This window comes from Pseudomonas sp. R9.37 (assembly GCF_963878885.1).
In the GTDB taxonomy this organism is placed as follows: domain Bacteria; phylum Pseudomonadota; class Gammaproteobacteria; order Pseudomonadales; family Pseudomonadaceae; genus Aquipseudomonas.
In genome coordinates this window covers 274,230-293,333 of sequence record NZ_CAWNZA010000047.1, presented here as the reverse complement: position 1 = coordinate 293,333, position 19,104 = coordinate 274,230, and the positions used below count along the sequence as shown (strand labels likewise).

Annotated in this window: 16 protein-coding genes and 1 pseudogene; 10 read left to right on the top strand and 7 right to left on the bottom strand. The window is 59.4% G+C overall.

Translation table 11 applies throughout. From position 1 onward, the window contains the following. Positions 1–6: 6 nt before the first annotated feature. The gene (argJ, locus tag AACU78_RS25255; RefSeq protein ID WP_106578376.1) at positions 7–1,224 is read right to left on the bottom strand and encodes a bifunctional glutamate N-acetyltransferase/amino-acid acetyltransferase ArgJ; all 1,218 of its coding nucleotides are present in this window, start codon (positions 1,222–1,224) and stop codon (positions 7–9) included. 124 nt (positions 1,225–1,348) lie between these two features. After that, the gene (gene secA, locus AACU78_RS25250; protein WP_106578375.1) at positions 1,349–4,084 is read right to left on the bottom strand and encodes a preprotein translocase subunit SecA; all 2,736 of its coding nucleotides are present in this window, start codon (positions 4,082–4,084) and stop codon (positions 1,349–1,351) included. A gap of 307 nt (positions 4,085–4,391) precedes the next feature. Between secA and AACU78_RS25245 the strand changes: the two genes are divergently transcribed. Further along, complete coding sequence (locus tag AACU78_RS25245; protein ID WP_106578374.1) at positions 4,392–4,850, top strand: DUF721 domain-containing protein; 459 nt, start codon at positions 4,392–4,394, stop codon at positions 4,848–4,850. On the opposite strand, the gene AACU78_RS25240 is transcribed toward AACU78_RS25245, so the two are convergent. Continuing rightward, positions 4,851–6,329: a helicase HerA-like domain-containing protein gene (locus tag AACU78_RS25240; RefSeq protein ID WP_106578373.1), complete on the bottom strand. Its 1,479-nt coding sequence runs from the start codon at positions 6,327–6,329 to the stop codon at positions 4,851–4,853. 204 nt (positions 6,330–6,533) lie between these two features. Here AACU78_RS25240 and AACU78_RS30170 point away from each other — a divergent pair. Both AACU78_RS30170 and AACU78_RS30165 read left to right on the top strand, forming a co-directional pair. After that, positions 6,534–7,568 (top strand): annotated as a pseudogene (locus AACU78_RS30170) (HAMP domain-containing protein); the annotation flags it as partial. Positions 7,569–7,661: 93 nt separating this feature from the next. Then, positions 7,662–8,426 (top strand): methyl-accepting chemotaxis protein, encoded by a 765-nt coding sequence (locus AACU78_RS30165; RefSeq protein ID WP_370004806.1) that lies wholly within the window; start codon positions 7,662–7,664, stop codon positions 8,424–8,426. A gap of 35 nt (positions 8,427–8,461) precedes the next feature. Here AACU78_RS30165 and AACU78_RS25230 read toward each other — a convergent pair whose 3' ends face one another. Both AACU78_RS25230 and purU read right to left on the bottom strand, forming a co-directional pair. Further along, positions 8,462–8,632 (bottom strand): hypothetical protein, encoded by a 171-nt coding sequence (locus AACU78_RS25230; RefSeq protein WP_177410098.1) that lies wholly within the window; start codon positions 8,630–8,632, stop codon positions 8,462–8,464. A 78-nt stretch (positions 8,633–8,710) separates the two neighbouring features. Then, on the bottom strand, positions 8,711–9,559 hold the full coding sequence (gene purU / locus AACU78_RS25225) for a formyltetrahydrofolate deformylase (RefSeq protein ID WP_015885632.1): 849 nt from the start codon (positions 9,557–9,559) through the stop codon (positions 8,711–8,713). A 349-nt stretch (positions 9,560–9,908) separates the two neighbouring features. Here purU and mvaT point away from each other — a divergent pair, with 349 nt between their 5' ends. Further along, positions 9,909–10,283 carry a histone-like nucleoid-structuring protein MvaT gene (gene mvaT, locus AACU78_RS25220; RefSeq protein WP_005790963.1) on the top strand — a complete coding sequence of 125 codons (375 nt, stop codon included), beginning with the start codon at positions 9,909–9,911 and terminating at the stop codon, positions 10,281–10,283. Positions 10,284–10,372: 89 nt separating this feature from the next. Here mvaT and sbcB read toward each other — a convergent pair whose 3' ends face one another. Next, positions 10,373–11,800, bottom strand: a complete 1,428-nt coding sequence (gene sbcB / locus AACU78_RS25215; protein ID WP_106578370.1) for an exodeoxyribonuclease I — start codon at positions 11,798–11,800, stop codon at positions 10,373–10,375. 167 nt (positions 11,801–11,967) lie between these two features. Between sbcB and AACU78_RS25210 the strand changes: the two genes are divergently transcribed. From AACU78_RS25210 to AACU78_RS25185, 6 genes are read left to right on the top strand one after another with little or no spacing between them, the layout of a single operon-like run. Then, positions 11,968–12,660: an RDD family protein gene (locus AACU78_RS25210; protein WP_106578369.1), complete on the top strand. Its 693-nt coding sequence runs from the start codon at positions 11,968–11,970 to the stop codon at positions 12,658–12,660. Continuing rightward, complete coding sequence (locus AACU78_RS25205; RefSeq protein WP_106578368.1) at positions 12,657–13,637, top strand: stage II sporulation protein M; 981 nt, start codon at positions 12,657–12,659, stop codon at positions 13,635–13,637. The genes AACU78_RS25210 and AACU78_RS25205 overlap by 4 nt, the downstream gene beginning before the upstream one ends. After that, positions 13,624–15,150: a DUF4129 domain-containing protein gene (locus AACU78_RS25200; protein ID WP_106578367.1), complete on the top strand. Its 1,527-nt coding sequence runs from the start codon at positions 13,624–13,626 to the stop codon at positions 15,148–15,150. Before AACU78_RS25205 ends, AACU78_RS25200 begins: the two co-directional genes overlap by 14 nt. Further along, a complete protein-coding gene (locus AACU78_RS25195) occupies positions 15,147–16,304 on the top strand; it encodes a DUF4350 domain-containing protein (protein ID WP_106578366.1) in 1,158 nt (385 codons plus the stop codon). Before AACU78_RS25200 ends, AACU78_RS25195 begins: the two co-directional genes overlap by 4 nt. Next, a complete protein-coding gene (locus tag AACU78_RS25190; RefSeq protein ID WP_106578365.1) occupies positions 16,301–17,296 on the top strand; it encodes an AAA family ATPase in 996 nt (331 codons plus the stop codon). Before AACU78_RS25195 ends, AACU78_RS25190 begins: the two co-directional genes overlap by 4 nt. A gap of 7 nt (positions 17,297–17,303) precedes the next feature. Next, positions 17,304–18,635 carry a DUF58 domain-containing protein gene (locus AACU78_RS25185; RefSeq protein ID WP_106578364.1) on the top strand — a complete coding sequence of 444 codons (1,332 nt, stop codon included), beginning with the start codon at positions 17,304–17,306 and terminating at the stop codon, positions 18,633–18,635. A gap of 69 nt (positions 18,636–18,704) precedes the next feature. On the opposite strand, the gene AACU78_RS25180 is transcribed toward AACU78_RS25185, so the two are convergent. Further along, positions 18,705–19,064, bottom strand: a complete 360-nt coding sequence (locus tag AACU78_RS25180; protein WP_106578363.1) for a PilZ domain-containing protein — start codon at positions 19,062–19,064, stop codon at positions 18,705–18,707. Between the last annotated feature and the right edge of the window lie 40 nt (positions 19,065–19,104).

Genomic DNA, 19,104 nt, shown 5'->3' with positions numbered 1-19,104 from the left:
TGGCTGTCAGGTGCGGTATTCCGCATTGATCTTCACGTACTCGTGGGACAGGTCAGTGGTCCAGATCGTTTCGCTGCACTCACCGCGACCCAGTTCGATGCGGATGGTGATTTCTTCCTGCTGCATCACTGCCGAGCCCTGGGCTTCGGTGTAGGTTTCGGCGCGGGCGCCACGGCTGGCAATGCACACCTCGCCAAGGAACACGTCGATCTTGCTCACGTCCAGGTCAGGCACGCCGGCACGGCCAACGGCGGCGAGGATGCGGCCCCAGTTCGGGTCAGAGGCAAACAAGGCAGTCTTGATCAGCGGCGAATGCGCCACGGTGTAGCCAACATCCAGGCATTCCTGGTGGTTGCCGCCGCCGTTGACTTCAACGGTCACGAACTTGGTCGCGCCTTCGCCGTCACGCACGATGGCCTGGGCCACGTCCATGCACACCTCGAACACCGCCTGCTTCAACGCGGCGAACAGCGGGCCTTCAGTGGAGGTGATTTCCGGCAGGTTGGCCTGGCCGGTGGCGATCAACATGCAGCAGTCGTTGGTCGAGGTATCGCCATCGATGGTGATGCGGTTGAACGACTTGTTGGCACCGTCCAGCATCAAGCGTTGCAGCACGTCGCGAGAGACTTTGGCGTCGGTGGCGATGTAGCCGAGCATGGTGGCCATGTTCGGGCGGATCATGCCCGCGCCTTTGCTGATGCCGGTCACGGTGATGGTCACGCCGTCGTGCACGAACTGACGGCTCGCGCCTTTTGGCAGTGTGTCGGTGGTCATGATGCCTGTGGCAGCGGCAGCCCAGTTATCCACAGACAAGTCATCCAGCGCGGCTTGCAGGGCGCCTTCGATTTTTTCTACCGGCAATGGCTCACCGATTACGCCGGTGGAGTAAGGCAGCACTTGGCTGGCGTCCACGCCAGTCAACTGGGCCAGCTTGGCGCAGGTGCGGGCGGCGGCGACCAGGCCAGGCTCGCCTGTACCGGCGTTGGCGTTACCGGTGTTGGTCAGCAGGTAGCGAATCGAACCGGCCACGCGTTGTTTGGCCAGGATTACCGGCGCGGCGCAGAAGGCATTAAGGGTGAACACACCGGCGACGGTCGAACCTTCGGCACAGCGCATCACCACCACATCCTTGCGCCCGGGGCGCTTGATGCCGGCCGAAGCGATACCGAGTTCAAAACCGGCAACCGGGTGCAATGTGGGCAAAGGACCAAGACCAACAGCCATGAATGCGCTCCTTAAAAATAGGTGATGTCTGTGCCGTCGCTATCGACGGTGGGAATTAATGGCAAAACGCCGCGACGGCTGATGCCGGTCGCGGCGCGGGGTGTTGCAGCGTCAGGCAAAAATCTTAGTTGATTTCGCCGTGGCAGTGTTTGAACTTCTTGCCCGAACCACACCAGCACAGTTCGTTACGGCCCAGCTTCTGATCATTGCGAACCGGGGTTTGCGCCAAGGCCACATCGACCTCTTCGCCCAACACCTCAGGCGCTTCCAGACCCGGTGCTTCGTCGTGCTGGAACTGCATGCGCGCAGCCAATGCTTCGGCTTCCTGGCGCAGGCGAGCTTCTTCCTCGATCGGGTCTTCGCGACGCACCTGAACGTGGGACAGCACGCGAATCGAATCGCGCTTGATCGAATCCAGCAGCTCGGAGAACAGCGTGAACGACTCGCGCTTGTACTCTTGCTTCGGGTTCTTCTGGGCATAACCACGCAAGTGGATACCGTGACGCAAGTGGTCCATGGTCGACAGGTGGTCTTTCCACAGGTCGTCCAGCACACGCAGTACGATTTGTTTCTCGAAGGTGCGCAGCGCTTCGGCGCTCGCTTGCTCTTCTTTCTCGTTGTACGCGGCCAGCAGCTCGGTCATCAGCTTCTCGCGCAGGGTTTCTTCATACAGGTGGTCGTCTTCGTCCAGCCACTGCTGAACCGGCAAGTCGACACCGAAGTCGCTTTTCAACGCCGCTTCCAGACCGGCAACATCCCACTGCTCAGGCAGGGACTGTGGCGGGATATGCGCGCTGACGGTGGCGTTGAGCACGTCCTGACGGAAATCGGCAATGGTCTCGCCAATGTTGTCGGCGGCCAGCAACGTGTTACGCATGTGATAAATCACTTTACGCTGTTCGTTGTTGACGTCATCGAACTCGAGCAGTTGCTTGCGAATGTCGAAGTTACGGCCTTCTACCTTGCGCTGGGCCTTCTCGATGGCGTTGGTCACCATGCGGTGCTCGATCGCTTCACCGGACTGCATGCCCAGGGCCTTCATGAAGTTCTTCACCCGATCCGAGGCGAAGATGCGCATCAGGCTGTCTTCCAGCGACAGGTAGAAACGGCTCGAACCGGCGTCACCCTGACGACCGGCACGACCACGCAGCTGGTTGTCGATACGGCGCGATTCGTGACGCTCGGAGGCGATCACCTGCAGGCCGCCGGATTCCAGCACGGCCTGGTGACGTTTTTGCCAGTCGGCCTTGATCTGAGCGATCTGCTCAGGGCTCGGGTTTTCCAGCGCCGCGACTTCCACTTCCCAGTTACCACCCAACAGGATGTCGGTACCACGACCGGCCATGTTGGTGGCAATGGTCAGTGCGCCTGGGCGACCGGCCTGAGCGATGATTTCGGCTTCTTTTTCGTGGAACTTGGCGTTGAGAACCTTGTGCTCGATGCCTTCCTTGTTGAGCAGGTTGGACACGTGCTCGGAAGTCTCGATGGTGGCAGTACCCACCAGGATCGGACGGCCCTGGGCCATGCCGTCCTTGATGTCGTTGATGATTGCCGCGTATTTCTCTTCGGCCGTCAGGAACACCAGGTCGTTGTAGTCTTTACGCGCCAGCGGCTTGTTCGGTGGAATCACCATCACGGCCAGGTTGTAGATCTGGTGGAACTCGAACGCTTCGGTGTCGGCCGTACCGGTCATGCCGGACAGCTTGTTGTACAGACGGAAGTAGTTCTGGAAAGTGGTAGACGCCAACGTCTGGCTTTCAGCCTGGATGTTGAGCCCTTCCTTGGCTTCGATGGCCTGGTGCAGGCCTTCGGACAGACGACGACCCGGCATGGTACGGCCGGTGTGTTCGTCAACCAGCACGACCTGGCCGTCCTGGACGATGTATTCGACGTTGCGATGGAACAGCTTGTGGGCGCGCAGGCCGGCATACACGTGGGTCAACAGGCCCAGGTTGTGGGCCGAGTACAGGCTTTCGCCCTCGGCCAGTTCGCCGATCTGGGTCAGCATCTCTTCGACAAACTGGTGACCGGCTTCGTTGAGCTCGACCTGACGGGTCTTCTCATCGATGGAGAAGTGACCTTCTTTGGTCACCACGCCTTCCACTTCTTCGATGTGCTGCTCCAGACGCGGGATCAACTTGTTGATCTCGGTGTACAGGCGCGAGCTGTCTTCGGCCTGGCCGGAGATGATCAGCGGGGTACGGGCTTCGTCGATGAGGATGGAGTCGACTTCGTCGATCACGGCAAAGTTGAGTTCGCGCTGGAATTTTTCTTCCATGCTGAACGCCATGTTGTCGCGCAGGTAGTCGAAACCGAATTCGTTGTTGGTGCCGTACGTAATGTCGGCAGCGTAAGCGGCGCGTTTCTCTTCCGGCGGCTGGAACGGCGTTACCACGCCGACGGTCAGGCCGAGGAATTCATACAGCGGGCGCATCCAGTTGGCGTCCCGGCGAGCCAGGTAGTCGTTCACCGTCACAACGTGCACGCCCTTGCCGGACAGTGCGTTGAGGTAAACACCCAGGGTTGCCACCAGGGTCTTGCCTTCACCGGTGCGCATTTCGGCAATCATGCCTTCATGCAAGGTCATGCCGCCGATCAACTGCACGTCGAAGTGGCGCATGCCCATGACACGCTTACCGGCTTCACGGGCGACCGCAAAGGCTTCGGGAAGCAGCTTGTCGAGGGTTTCACCTTTGGCTATGCGGGCCTTGAACTCTTGGGTCTTGGCGCGCAATTGCTCGTCCGAAAGGGCAACCATCTGCTCTTCGAAGGCATTGACCAGCTGCACCGTCTTGAGCATGCGTTTAACTTCGCGCTCATTCTTGCTTCCAAAAAGTTTCTTTAACAAAGGCGCAAACATATCGGCAGGTTCTTCCACACATAGGGATGGAGGGCGCACCGTGAGTGGCCCGAGCAGCCCTCACGGCCGCATGCGAACGCGCATTCTACCCGGAATCGTGGGTGAGGAAAGTGGCGTTATTCCCCGATGCTGGCATGGCGCTGTGAGAGGGCCTGTTTAAAATAAGGGCTTTTGCTGGAACTTCAACCCATCAGGCGCAGAAGTTACCTATTGATTTTACGAGCAAAGCGCTGGGTGACGCATTGGCTGGGGGGCACACAGGCGCTTTCTGCTAAGATGGCGGCTCTGTTACTTAAGGTGTCTAAACATGGCATTTCGCCCTCTTACAGCCCGCGCGCCCAGCGTGTTGCTCCGCGAAGCCAAGCCGTTGAAAGCCATCTTCGGCCATGCGCAACGCTTGGGCCATTTGCAACGCCTGGTAGAAAGCCAGCTACAACCTGCCGCACGTGAACATTGCCATGTGGCGTCCTGGCGCGAAGGAAATTTGCTGTTAATTGTCACCGACGGTCATTGGGCGACCCGTTTGCGCTATCAGCAAAAACGCCTGCAGCGACAATTGATGGCCTTTGACGAATTTGCCAGTTTGACCCGTATCCAGTTCAAGGTGCAGCCGCCTACCGTGCAGCAAGGCGCGGTGGGGCACACCATCAACCTTTCGGTGAATGCGGCCGAAACCATTCAGGCGACGGCCGACGGGATCAGCGATCCGGGCTTGCGCGCGGCACTGGAACGATTGGCCGCGCACGCCAAGCCCAAATCTGAATAGCTACTTACGCTTGCTGCCGCCCAGCAACGAGCCCAACAAACCCCGCACCAACTGCCGGCCCATCTGATTGGCGGCCTGTTGCATGGCTGATTTGAGTGCCTTGCCGGCCGTGGTGCCCAAAAATGCTCCGGCCTTGTCGGTAAAGCTTGGTTCTTCGGCAGCAGGCGTGGCTGCCTCAGTCGGCCCGAGTTCCTTGCGCGCCATCAACACTTCATAGGCCGACTCCCGGTCAATCGGCTTGTCATACCGCCCCAGCAACGGCGAGCTGGCAATCAGCGCGGCGCGTTCGGCTTCGCTGAGCGGCCCGATGCGCGATTGCGGCGGCGCGACCAGCACGCGTTGGACCACTTGCGGCGTGCCCTTTTCCTGCAAGGTGCCCACCAGTGCCTCACCGGTGCCCAGCTCTGTGAGCACCGACAAGGTGTCGAACGCCGGATTGGCCCGAAAGCCATCCGCCACCGCGCGCAGGGATTTCTGCTCTTTTGTGGTGAACGCCCGCAAGCCGTGCTGAATACGCAGACCGAGTTGCGCCAAGACCGTGTCAGGCAAATCACCGGGGGATTGAGTGACAAAGTACACGCCGACACCTTTGGAGCGGATCAGACGCACCACTTGCTCCAGTCGATCCTGCAAAGCCTTGGGCGTGTCGGCAAACAATAAATGCGCCTCATCGAAAAACAGCGCGAGCAACGGTTTGTCGGCATCCCCGCGCTCCGGCAACTGCTCGAACAGTTCGGCCAGCAGCCACAGCAGGAAAGTCGCGTACACCTTGGGCGCCTCGTGCACCAGCCGGCTGGCGTCGAGCAAATGGATACGCCCGCGGCCGTCGCTGGCCGGCTGCAAAATATCTTCAAGCTGCAGGGCCGGCTCACCAAACAAGGCTTCTGCGCCCTGTTGTTCAAGCACCGCCAAGCGCCGCAACAGCGCCTGGCTGGAGCCGGTGGTCATCAACGCGGCATCGTCACCCAGCAGTTGCGGGTGATAGCGCAGATGGTTGAGCAATGCCTTGAGGTCTTTGAGGTCGAGCAGCAGCAGGCCTTCGCGGTCCGCCACTTTGAAGGTGGCATAGAGTGCCGACTGCTGGCTGTCGGTGAGTTCCAACAGGCTGCCGAGCAATAGAGGTCCCATTTCGCTGATGGTCGTGCGAAGTGGATGACCCGACTGCCCGTGGATATCCCACAGCGTTACCGGATAAGCCTTCGCCGTGTAATTAAGGAAGGGCATGCCGGCGATGCGCTCAGCCACTTTTCCTTGAGGGTTCGCGGCAGCCCCCAGACCACACAGATCGCCTTTGATATCAGCGGCGAACACGGCCACACCCGCATCACTGAACGCTTCTGCCAGGCGCTGCAGGGTGACGGTCTTGCCGGTGCCCGTGGCGCCAGCAATCAGGCCGTGACGGTTGGCCAGGCGCATGGCCTGGGCGACAGGTTGGCCGTCCGGACCGGCGCCAATAAGGAGTTGCGAGGAGTCAGGCATTTCGTCACCTTTGGTTAATCTTTAGTGCCGCCAGGTCGATACAGATAATTGTAAGACCCACAAAGTCTAAAAACAGATCGGATGGCTCCTAAAGGGACTTACAGAGCTATCACCAGAAGTACCACACCTTTTTTGACGCTGCCATTTTGCGCATCCCATGAGGACGCGCTTCGGATATCAAGACCTTAGCGGACCCTTCAAGCCATGAATAAAAACCTGCGCTTCAGCCACAAAATCCTGCTTGCAGCCGCTCTTATCGTCATCGCCGCCTTCGCATTGTTTACCCTCTACAACGACTACCTGCAACGCAACGCGATTCGCGACGACCTCAATAATTACCTGCATGAAATGGGCGACGTCACCGCCAGCAATATTCAGACCTGGCTCACCGGGCGCATAGCGCTGGTGGAAAACGCAGCACAGAACATTGCCATCAACCCTGAACCCGCCGCCGTCGCCGGCCTGCTGGAACAGAAAGCCCTGACGTCCTCGTTCATGGCCACCTACGTGGGCGACAGCAAAGGCGCCTTCACCATCCGCCCCGACACCAAGATGCCCGATGGCTTCGACCCTAGGGTTCGCCCCTGGTACAAGGGCGCCCAGTCCAGCAATGGCTCAACCCTGACTGAACCCTACATTGACGCCGCCACCGGGAAATTGATTATTTCGGTCGCCACCCCCAGCACCACCACAACTGGCCAGAGCATCGGCGTGGTAGGCGGCGACCTGAGCCTGCAAACGCTGGTGGATAACATTGGCGCGCTGAACTTCGGCGGCATGGGTTATGCCTTCCTGGTCAGTGCCGATGGCAAAGTGCTCGTGCACCCGGACAAAAACCTGGTGATGAAGACCCTGGCCGACGTGTACCCCAATCACACGCCCAAGATCAGTGCTGACTTCAGTGAAGTTCAAGCCAACGGTAAAGACAACATCGTGACCTTTACACCGATCAAGGGCTTGCCCTCGGTGAACTGGTACCTGGGCATTTCGGTGGATAAAGACAAGTCGTTCGCCATGCTCAGCGAGTTCCGCAATTCGGCGGTCATCGCCACGATCATCGCTGTGGTGATCATCATTGCGCTGCTGGGCATGCTCATCCGCGTGCTGCTGCAACCGCTGCACGTAATGACCCGCGCAATGCAGGACATCGCCGATGGCGAGGGCGACTTGACCCGCCGCCTGACCATCCAGAACAACGATGAGTTCGGCACGCTGGGCAATGCCTTCAACCGCTTCGTGGAGCGGATTCATACCTCGATCCGCGAGGTGTCCTCGGCCACCGAACAGGTCAACGAAGTGGCGTTGCGCGTGGTCAGTGCCTCCAATTCCTCGATGGTCAACTCCGACGAGCAGGCCAACCGCACCAACAGCGTCGCCGCCGCCATCAACGAACTGGGCGCCGCCGCCCAGGAAATCGCGCGCAACGCCGCACAAGCCTCCAGCCAGGCCAGCGATGCGCGGCACTTGGCCGAAGACGGCCAGCAGGTGGTAGATCGCAATATCAAGGCAATGACCCAACTGTCAGCGATGATCAGTGCGTCCAGCAGCAATATAGAAGCGCTGAACAGCAAGACTGTGAACATCGGGCAAATTCTGGAGGTGATCACCAGCATCTCCCAGCAAACCAACCTGCTGGCACTGAACGCCGCCATCGAAGCGGCGCGTGCCGGGGAAGCCGGGCGCGGGTTTGCGGTCGTGGCCGATGAGGTGCGCAACCTGGCGCATCGCACTCAAGAGTCGGCGCAGCAAGTGCAGAAGATGATTGAGGAGCTGCAAGTCGGTGCGCGCGACTCGGTCAGCACCATGAGTGAAAGCCAGCGCCACAGCCAGGACAGCGTGGAAATCGCCAACCTGGCCGGCGAGCGCTTGAACAGCGTGACCCAGCGCATTGGTGAGATCGACGGCATGAACCAGTCAGTGGCCACCGCTACCGAGGAGCAAACCTCGGTGGTGGAGTCGATCAACATGGACATTACCGAGATCAATACCCTCAACCAGGAAGGCGTGGAAAACCTGCAATCCACCCTGCGCGCCTGCACCGACCTGGAACAACAGGCCGCACGCTTGAAACAGTTGGTGGGCAGTTTCCGCATCTGAGCCCCGTGCCCGCCGCTTTTCAGAGCGGCGGGCCGTTATTTGTCCGAGCGCTCGGATTTGGCCTGTTCGCGCTCCCACAACTCAGCGGCACCGGGAAACTCGGTGCCGTCCTCAGCGTCCAGGTCATCCGGGTCATATCGACTTAAACACCCCTCCCCCAGCGTCGCCGGGGCTTGGGAAGTGGCTTTGTCCAGTGGATCGCTCATTGATCAATCCCCAACAGCAGGAAAAAAAAAGGCCTGGGACGATTTAACGCCCAGGCCTGTGCTTCTTCAAGACCTGTATCAGAACACTACAGTCTTGTTGCCATGCACGAGCACGCGATCTTCCAAGTGATAACGCAGGCCACGGGCCAGCACCATCTTCTCGACGTCACGGCCGAAACGCACCATGTCTTCAATGCTGTCGCTGTGGCTGACGCGCACCACGTCCTGCTCGATGATCGGGCCGGCGTCCAGCTCCTCGGTGACGTAGTGGCACGTTGCGCCAATCAGCTTCACGCCACGCAGGGAGGCCTGATGGTACGGTTTGGCACCCACAAACGACGGCAGGAAGCTGTGGTGAATGTTGATGACCTTGCCAGCATATTCGCGGCACAGTTCCGGCGGCAGAATCTGCATGTAGCGCGCCAGCACCACCACATCCGCTTCGTGCTGCTTAACCAGGCGGGAGACTTCGGCAAAGGCCGGCTCCTTGTCCTGCGGGTTGACCGGCACGTGGTAATACGGGATGCCATGCCATTCGACCATGCTGCGCAGGTCGTCATGGTTGGAGATTACGCAAGCGATCTCGCAGTCCAGCTCATCGCTGTGCCAGCGGTGCAGCAGGTCGGCCAGGCAATGGGACTCGCGGCTGGCCATCAGCACGACACGTTTTTTCTGCTCGGTGTCGGTGATATGCCAGGTCATCGAAAACTCTTCGGCGATCGGCGCAAACGCCTCACGAAAAGCCTCAAGACCAAAGGGCAGCGTGTCGGCACGAATTTCGTGACGCATGAAAAACCAACCGCTGAGATTGTCCGAGTGATGGCTCGCCTCGGTGATCCAGCCGTTGTGGGAGGCCAGAAAGTTACTGACTTTGGCAACGATGCCAACCCGGTCCGGGCAAGCAATCACCAGCCGAAAAGTGCGCATTAGGGGGAAACTCCAGAACTTCGCAAAGGCGGCTATTCTAGCGATTGCGCAGAAAAACTGCAGTATTCCTTACGGCTTATTCTGCCCCCAACCTCTGCCTACAGCCCTTAATAGCGTAAGGTTTTACCAACGCTATATGCGTGTACAACGTGATGCACGGGCAATTGTCGGAAAATAAACGAGATTATCTTTACGTCTACCACCTACTAATTAACTCGATTGCGTAGCAGGGCTACAAACATTCAACGTAATTCACATAAATGCATCCTTAAATGTTTACTTGGGGTTAGTGCCTGACTATTATTAGGCCACTCTCCTGCCAATCAGCGCTCTACATAAGGTAGTCCACATGTCTCTGATCAACGAATACCGTGCCACCGAAGAAGCTATCAAAGAGCTGCAAGCCCGTTTGAAGAACCTGTCCCAAGACGACAAGCTGCAAACCGAGCTGGAATTCGAAGGCAAACTGCGCACCCTGATGGGTGAATACTCCAAATCCCTGCGTGACATCATCGCGCTGCTGGATCCAGAGTCGAAAGTTAAGGCACCCCGCGGTGCTGTGAAAACTACCGGCACCAAGCGTGCTCGCAAGGTCAAGCAATACAAGAACCCACACAACGGTGAAGTGATTGAAACCAAAGGTGGCAACCACAAGACGCTGAAAGAGTGGAAAGCCAAGTGGGGCGGCGACGTGGTTGAAGGCTGGGCTACCCTGCTGGGCTAAGCCTGGTCGGGCTTTCGCCTGATAAGCAACAAAATAAAAACGCCAGCTTGCTGGCGTTTTTTATTGTCAGAATATTCTCCAATGCCTGACTACAGATTCAGCCGGGCGGCTAAAGAGTCGGCATACTCCTGCCATTGATCCAGCACCTGACACTGAAACGATGTAGCACTAACGGCCAACTCCTCGCGCGCCTGCTTAAATGCCAACAGGGTAGTCGGCGCGCCCCACTCCGAACTCGACAACCGTTGCTGACAGAAAAGTTTCCAGCGCTGTTGCTCCTCGTTGTTCAAGGTGTCAGGAAAGTTACGCGCGCGGTAGCGGAATAATAATTCCGGCAAACGATGATCATCAAATGGCCACTGCTGATGCGCCAGATGTAAAGGCTCGGCAGCCCGGACTTGTTCACATAAACGACGATCGCGATCACCAATAAAACCGTCATAGAGCTGCTGCTCGGGATCCGCACTCGGCGCAAAATCTTCCTCGGCATAAATAGCCGCCAACTTATCGCGCCAAACTTCGTGTGCGTCAGTTAGTCGCAGCGCACGTGCCTGGTACGTGTCCATATCCAATTGAAGTCGCTCGCGATCCTGCGCCCGCAGCACATTCAACGGGGCAACGACCGGGCAGCGGTTGATATGCACTAACTTGAGCGGCACGGGCAGTTCGCCTTCCGCCAGGTCGCCACGGCGCGTGTAGAGGCGCTGGCGCAAGGTATCGGCGTCCAGATCCAGCAACCCCTGCGGGTCCAGCCCAAGGTCACAGACGATTAATGCATTGCGATTGCGCGGGTGCCAGGCCAGCGGCAGCACCACGCCCAAATAGTGACGCTCGGCGGAAAAGCGTCCGGATATATGTACCATCGGTTGCAACAGGCGTACCTGATCCATCACCCGCTGCTTGCTGCGCAATTGAAACAGCCACTCATACAACTTGGGCTGTTTCTCGCGGACCAGGCGCGCCAGGGCGATCGTGGCTCGCACGTCCGACAAGGCGTCGTGGGCCTGGCCATGATCGATTCCGTTGGCTGCGGTCAAACGCTCAAGCTTGAGGGTGACGCGCCCATCCTGCTCTGGCCAGACAATCCCTTCCGGGCGAAGTGCGTAGGCCGTGCGCACCACATCGATCAAATCCCAGCGACTGTTGCCGCCCTGCCATTCACGGGCGTAAGGGTCGAAAAAGTTGCGATACAAACTGTAGCGCGTCATTTCATCGTCAAAACGCAAAGTGTTGTAACCGGCGCCGCAGGTGCCCGGTGCGGCCAGTTCGGCATGCACTCGGGTCATGAAGTCGGCTTCGGCCAGGCCTTTTTCCGCCAGGACGTCAGGGGTGATGCCGGTGATCGCGCAGGCGGCCGGATGAGGCAGGATATCGTCGCTGAGCTGGCAATAAAGGTTGACCGGCGGGCCGATCTCGTTGAGTTCGAGGTCGGTACGAATACCGGCAACCTGAAGCGGGCGATCGCTGCGCGGGTTGATGCCGGTGGTTTCATAGTCGTACCAAAAAATGGAGGTCACGGGCTATTCCTGTGCTGAAGACCGGCAAAGTCTAGGCGCTGTTGGCCGCCCGGGGCCAGCGATACCTTGGCTGTACAAATATCCAGCAAAACCTTGAATGGTTGCTTCCACCGTCGACACTGCTAGCATCCGTGTCTCTTAGCCGCTTCGCACTGCCAGGGATCGCAATGCCGAAAAACCCTTTGGATACCCGCTACCAGATCGAGACCCCTGAAGGGATAGATCTGCCCTTGCGCCCGGCAGGCCTGCTGCCGCGGGTACTGGCCTTTGCTTTCGACCTGGGCTTGCGTGGCTTGGTCATGGGCATCCTGCTCGTGCCCCTGGCCCTGTTGGGCAATATTGGTATTGGCCTGGGTGCACTGCTGCTGTTTCTGGTCAGCTGGTGGTACATGGTCTTGTTCGAAGTGCTCAATCAAGGCTGCTCTCCAGGCAAGCAGGTCATGGGCCTGCGGGTCGTACAGGACGATGGCACGCCTGTCGGCTGGTCCGCCTCGTTGATCCGCAACCTGCTGCGCTTTGTCGACATGCTGCCCTTCGGCTACTTCCTCGGTGCCATCAGTTGCCTGCAACATCCTCATTTCAAACGGCTCGGCGACCTCGCCGCCGGTACCCTGGTGATCTACCGCGAACAATCACTGGCCCGCCCCCGGATACCTCAAGCGGCTGCGTTGCGCCTGCCCTTCGCCCTTGACCTGAGCGAACAGCGCGCCATTCTCGCCTTCGCCGAACGCCAGGGCGACCTCTCTGCCGAACGGGTGCATGAACTTGCGTCCATCCTCGCGGTTCCTCTGCAAGTGTCTCCTGCACGCGCCGTAGAGCAACTCAATGGTGTGGCCCGTGGTTTGTTGGGGCCGACATGAAGCAGAGCCTGTTCGAAAGCCGTCACCAGCCCCAATGGCAAGCCTTTGCAGCGCAACTCACACAGTTGGAGCAAGGCAAGGCCAAGGCCCGCGACGTGGCGGACTTCCCCCATCACTATCGACGCCTGTGCCAGCACCTCGCGCTGGCACAGGAGCGTGGCTACAGCAGTTATCTGGTAGATCCGCTGCAGCAATTGGCCCTGCGCGGCCACCAGCAGCTCTATCGCCATCGCAGTCAATTGGGAGCAAAGGTCCTGAGTTTCGTCCTGGCCGACTTCCCACGCCTGGTACGTGAGCAATGGCGCTTCGTGTTAATCGCCAGCCTGTTGTTTTTCGGCAGCCTGCTGGGAATAGCCCTGCTGGTTTACCTGTTTCCCGACCTGATCTACAGCATCGTCAGCGCCCAGCAGGTCGCCGACATGCAAAGCATGTACGACCCCGATGCCAGCCGCCTTGGGCGCGCCGCCGAGCGAGCCTCCAGCGAAAACTGGATGATGTTCGGCTACTACGTGATGCACAACATCGGCATCGCCTTCCAGACCTTTGCAGCCGGGTTGCTGTTTGGCCTGGGTAGCGTGTTCTTTCTGATCTTCAACGGCTTGATCATCGGCGCAATCTGCGGCCATCTGACCGAAATTGGCTATGGCCAGACCTTCTGGTCGTTTGTCATCGGCCACGGTGCATTCGAACTGACCGCTATCGCCCTGGCCGGCGCAGCGGGTTTGCAACTGGGGTGGTCACTGATCGCTCCGGGGTCGCTCGCTCGCAGCGAATCCTTGCGTTTGGCGGCGCGCAAAAGCGTGCAGATGCTCTGCGGGGTGATGGTGTTCCTGCTGATCGCTGCGTTGATTGAGGCCTATTGGTCTTCCACCACAACTATCACGCCTTGGATCAAATACCTCGTGGGCGCCGCGCTTTGGCTACTGGTGGCCGCTTACTTGATTCTCGCCGGGCGGGTTCACCATGCGCCTGAGTGACGCCAGCGTGGCAATTCGCCCCCGTACTGCCTGGGAAGCCATGGACCTTGGTGTGTTGATGGCCAGGGAGCATCGCTGGCTGTTGATGAGCAGTTGGGCGCTGGTGAGCTTGCCAGTATTTGCCTTGCTCACCGTGTTGTTATGGGAGTCTCCCCTAGCAGCTGTTTTGCTGTTCTGGTGGCTCAAGCCGGCGTTCGATCGGTTGCCGTTGTACATCCTCTCCAAGGCACTGTTTGGTGAAACACCCAGCGTCAAACAAGCCGTGCGCCATTGGCCGCGACTGTTAAAAAGCCAGTTGCTGGTCAGCCTGACCTGGCGGCGTCTCAGCCTGAGCCGCAGTTTCGTGCTGCCAGTGAGCCAACTCGAAGGCCTGGGTGGCCAGGCGCGCCAACACCGCCTCGGCGTGCTGTTACAACGCAACGCAGGGGCCGCGCGCTGGCTGACAATCATTGGCATGCACCTGGAAATCGGCCTGTGGCTTGGCTGCATGGCGCTGTTCTATCTCTTCATTCCTGAGCAGGTTGAACGCGATTGGGACTGGCAACGGTTGGCGCTCGCCACCAGTTCGCAATGGCTATGGCTGGGGCATCTGGGCAACGCGTTCTATGCGTTGATATTGGTGTTCTGGGAGCCTATCTACGTCGCCTGCGGTTTCAGCCTGTACCTCAACCGCCGTACCGTACTGGAAGCCTGGGACCTGGAACTGGTATTCCGGCGTTTACGCCAGCGCCTGGGCAGCGTGGCAACGCTACTGCTGTTGGCGGTCGGGCTGATGCTGCAGGCCAGTCCACAGGTCATGGCGGATGAGTCCAGTAGCCAATCGCAACTGAGCACCCCGGCTGCGAGTCAATCCATCAAGACTCTGCTGGCCCTCCCCCCGTTCAAAAACCCGGAAACCGTCACCCGCTATCGCTTTGGCGAAGACCAGCCTGCGGCCAAAGGCACCGCGCACGGTGACGGCAAATTACCCGGATGGTTACAGGCACTGCTCGATCACCTCAACAGCAACACTTTCAAACACGTAGGCCAGGGATTGGAAATACTCCTGTGGAGCCTGTTGATTGGAGGCCTCGCATTGCTCGGCTGGCACTACCGCGACGGTTTGCACGCTTTTGTCAGTCGGCGCGCAATCAGTCAATCCAGGGTCACCAAACCCGCTCCGACGCAGTTATTCGGCCTGGAGTTGGGCATAGAAACCTTGCCCGAAGACATCGCCAGTGCTGCCGAACAATTATGGCCCACACAACCACGGCAAGCCCTCAGCCTTTTGTACCGAGGCCTGCTCAGCCACCTGTTGCACGACTACAACATTGCACTGAAAACCGCCGACACCGAAGGCCAGGTCTTGGAGCGTGTTCACCAATTACAACAACCGCAGCTGCTGGTGTTCAGTAATGAGCTGACACGCCACTGGCAAAACCTGGCCTACGGCCATCGACTGCCTCCGCTCGCCGCCCAGCAAAAGCTCTGCAGCGAATGGCGCGCGTTGTTCAATTCGGACGCCGCGCAATGAACCGCCCATTATTGTGTGCAGGTCTACTGCTGGCGTGCCTGCTGGGGGCTGGTGCATTTTATGCCTGGCACAAAGCGATCCCTTATGACGAAGTGGTTGATCGCGGCCCATCGCCCCAAGCACGGGAAAATCCCTATCTGGCGGCCGAGTACTTTCTGCGCCAGCAAGGTCTGAGCGTCGAGCATGCCAAGAGCCTCGAACGCCTCGCTAACCTCCAGCCGAAAGGCAACAGCCTTCTGCTGTTGGGTGATCGCGGCAACATGACACCACGCCAGGTGGATGAACTGCTCGATTGGGCAAAGTCCGGTGGCCATTTGCTGGTGGTCGCCGAAGCGCTGTGGGATGAAGAGACAGGTAAAAGCGGCGACCTGCTGCTTGATCGGTTGGACATCCACCAGACCTTGAGCGAAACCTTCGATGAGCCAGCCTCGGCGCGCAAAAAGAAAACGCCGGATCTGACCAAACTCTATGTCGACAATGAAACCGCCCCGGCGTACTTCAGTTTCGATACCGACTTCAACCTCACCGATCCCAAACACCTGGCACAGTTTTCAGCCAACAGCGCCAAATCCAGCCATCTCATGCAACGCAATCTCGGGCATGGCACCGTCACCGTGGTAACCGACAGCGAGCTGTGGAAAACCCCGGGCATCGGCCAACACGATAACGCCTGGCTGCTGTGGTACCTCAACCAAGGCACTGGCGTGACCTTGTTGTTCAACAGCGATGTAGACAGTCTGTTGACCCTGTTGATGCGCTATTTCCCCCAAGCCTTGGTGGCACTCCTGGCGTTTATTGCTCTGGCACTCTGGCGGACCGGCATGCGCCAGGGCCCGATCCAGGCGCCTGCGCCCAGGGCACGTCGGCAGTTGCAGGAACACTTGAAGGCCAGCGCCGATTTCCTGCTGCGTCGCACCGGCCAGGGCACTCTCTTGCACGCCCTGCAGCGCGACATCCAGCACGCTGCCCGCCGACGTCACCCTGGCTTTGAACACCTCGACACCGCTGAACAGTGGCAGGTACTTGAACGCCTGACGCGCCAACCCTCCCACATCATCAGTCAGGCCCTTGGCCCACTCCCGGCAAAGCGGCTCACCAGCGCCGATTTCAGCCGTCAGGTGGCATGCCTGCAAACTCTCAGGAATGCCCTATGAGCGAACTCCCAGCAGCCACTGCCCCTACCGCCGGAAGCCTTCAACACGCCAGCCAGCAGGCACAGGCCCTGCGCGTTGAATTGCGCAAGGCGGTGATTGGCCAGCATCAGGTGATCGACGACGTACTTACCGCGCTGATCGCTGGCGGTCATGTACTGCTCGAAGGCGTCCCCGGCCTGGGCAAGACGTTGCTGGTGCGTGCCCTGGCGCGTTGCTTTGGTGGCGATTTCGCGCGAATCCAGTTCACACCGGACCTGATGCCCAGCGATGTCACCGGCCACGCTGTGTATGACCTGCATACCGAGCAGTTCAAACTGCGCAAGGGCCCGCTGTTCACTCACTTGCTGCTGGCCGATGAAATCAACCGCGCTCCGGCCAAGACTCAAGCCGCCTTGCTTGAAGCCATGCAGGAGCGCCAAGTCACTCTCGAAGGCGAGGCGCTGCCTATCGGTCAGCCCTTCATGGTACTGGCGACCCAGAACCCTATTGAACAGGAAGGTACTTACCCCCTGCCCGAAGCCGAACTCGACCGTTTCATGCTCAAGGTGCGCATGGATTACCCCGATGCTCAGCAAGAACTGGAGATGGTGCGCGAAGTCACTCGCTCGTCCCGGGCAGACATGCTCGATGTGCACCCGCTACGTACGGTGCTGCAGGCCCATGATGTGTTGAACCTACAGCAGGTCGCGAGCGAACTGGCGCTGGATGAGCAAGTCCTCGACTACGCCGTGCGCCTGGCGCGAGCCACCCGCACGTGGCCTGGGCTGGCCATCGGCGCCGGCCCTCGGGCCTCCATCGCCCTGGTTCGCGGAGCCCGGGCACGCGCGTTGTTGCGTGGCGGTGAATTCGTCACCCCTGACGATATCAAGGGGTGCGCGCTGGCGGTATTGCGTCATCGGGTGCGCATTGCGCCGGAACTGGACATCGACGGGCTGGAGGTAGACCAAGTGCTCAAGCAACTGCTGGACCAGATCCCGGCGCCCCGGCAGTGACTCGCCCATGAAGCCGACCCGCCTGTTGCTGAGCTGGCTGAGTGTGTTGCTGGGCCTGAACATCCTGCTCGGCGCCGCAGCGGCACTGCAATTCAAGGTGCCCGACACGCTGCACTCGATAGCCTGGGGCTTGTTACTGGCGCTGTTGCTGCTGGCGCTGCTGGATGCCGTGCGCCTGCGGCGGCGCCCCGGTGTGCAAATACAGCGGCAAATGCCGGGCAGCCTGGCACTCGGACGCTGGGGTGAAGTGCGCCTGACCCTGGCGCACGATTACTCGCGACCAATCACAGTGAAGGTGTTCGATCATGTTCCTGACGGCTTGAGCATGGAAAACCTGCCCCAAAGCATCGAACTGCGCCCCGGTGAACGCAGCGAACTGGGCTACCGACTGCGGCCTCTGCGCCGTGGACACTTCACCTTCAGCCGCTGTGGAATTCACCTGCCCAGCCCCATTGGGCTATGGTCGGCACGGCAATTTGCCGAGGTCAGCGATGCCACTCGCGTCTACCCGGATTTCGCCCATTTATACGGCGCACAGTTGCTCGGTGTGGATAACTGGCTCAGCCAACTCGGCGTACGCCAACGCCAGCGAAGGGGCTTGGGCCTGGAGTTTCACCAACTGCGCGAATTTCGCGAGGGCGACAGCCTGCGCCAGATCGATTGGAAGGCTACCGCACGACAACGCACACCCATCGCCCGTGAATACCAGGATGAGCGCGACCAGCAGATTGTGTTCATGCTCGATTGCGGTCGACGCATGCGCAGTCAGGACGGCGAGTTGTCACATTTCGACCATGCACTCAACGCTTGCCTGTTGCTCAGTTATGTTGCGCTGCGTCAGGGCGATGCCGTGGGGCTGAGCACCTTTGCCAGTGACCAGCCGCGTTACCTGGCGCCGGTCAAGGGCAGCGGCCAACTGAACCTGCTGCTCAATGCGGTATACGACCTGGATACCACCCGCCGGACGGCCGACTATCAAGCTGCGGCCAGCCAACTGCTGGCTCGGCAAAAACGCCGGGCGCTGGTGATCGTGGTCACCAATCTGCGCGATGAGGACGATGAAGCATTGCTGACAGCGGTCAAGCGTATCAGCCGACAACATCGGGTACTGGTGGCCAGTCTGAGGGAGGAAGTACTCGATGATTTGCGCCAGGCCCCCGTGCAAACCCTGCCCGAAGCATTGGCTTACTGCGGGACGGTCGACTACCTCAATACACGCAACGAACTCCATGACCGGTTGAGCGCCCATGGGTTATCCGTACTGGACACCCCCCCATCAGGGTTGGGAGCCGCGCTCGTGACGCGTTATCTGGGTTGGAAAAAAGCCGGAGTGTTCTGAAAGCGCGCTGACACAGACACGTTGCCAAGGCCGGATAACCATCCCAACCCGGGTCAACACATTCAATGCCTAAGCGGATGCCTGAAGCGGATCGAAGCTGAAGTAATTCAACAAGGCGCTGATCAACTGGCTGTACTCTTCGCCCGCTTCAATCACGCTGAACCCCGAGTCGTAATGCTGCGGGTTGATGTCTTCATGGCTCCACAGGCAGGTCGCGGTCAGGTCGATTGCCTGGCACTCGCCGGTCGGGCCAGGAATTTTCAGACGCAACTCGAAATCCACATCGACCATCATGGGCAACTGGCTGATCAACATCAGCCCACTTTCAGAAACGTTGCCCAGAAAACCGATAGGTTTATCGGTAACTCGGTTGAATACCTGCAGGAAGCAATGTAACTGGTGCCGCTCGATCCGTCGGTGGGTAAACATGTGAGATCGCCATCCAATGGCCATGCCCTGGCCGGTCCAG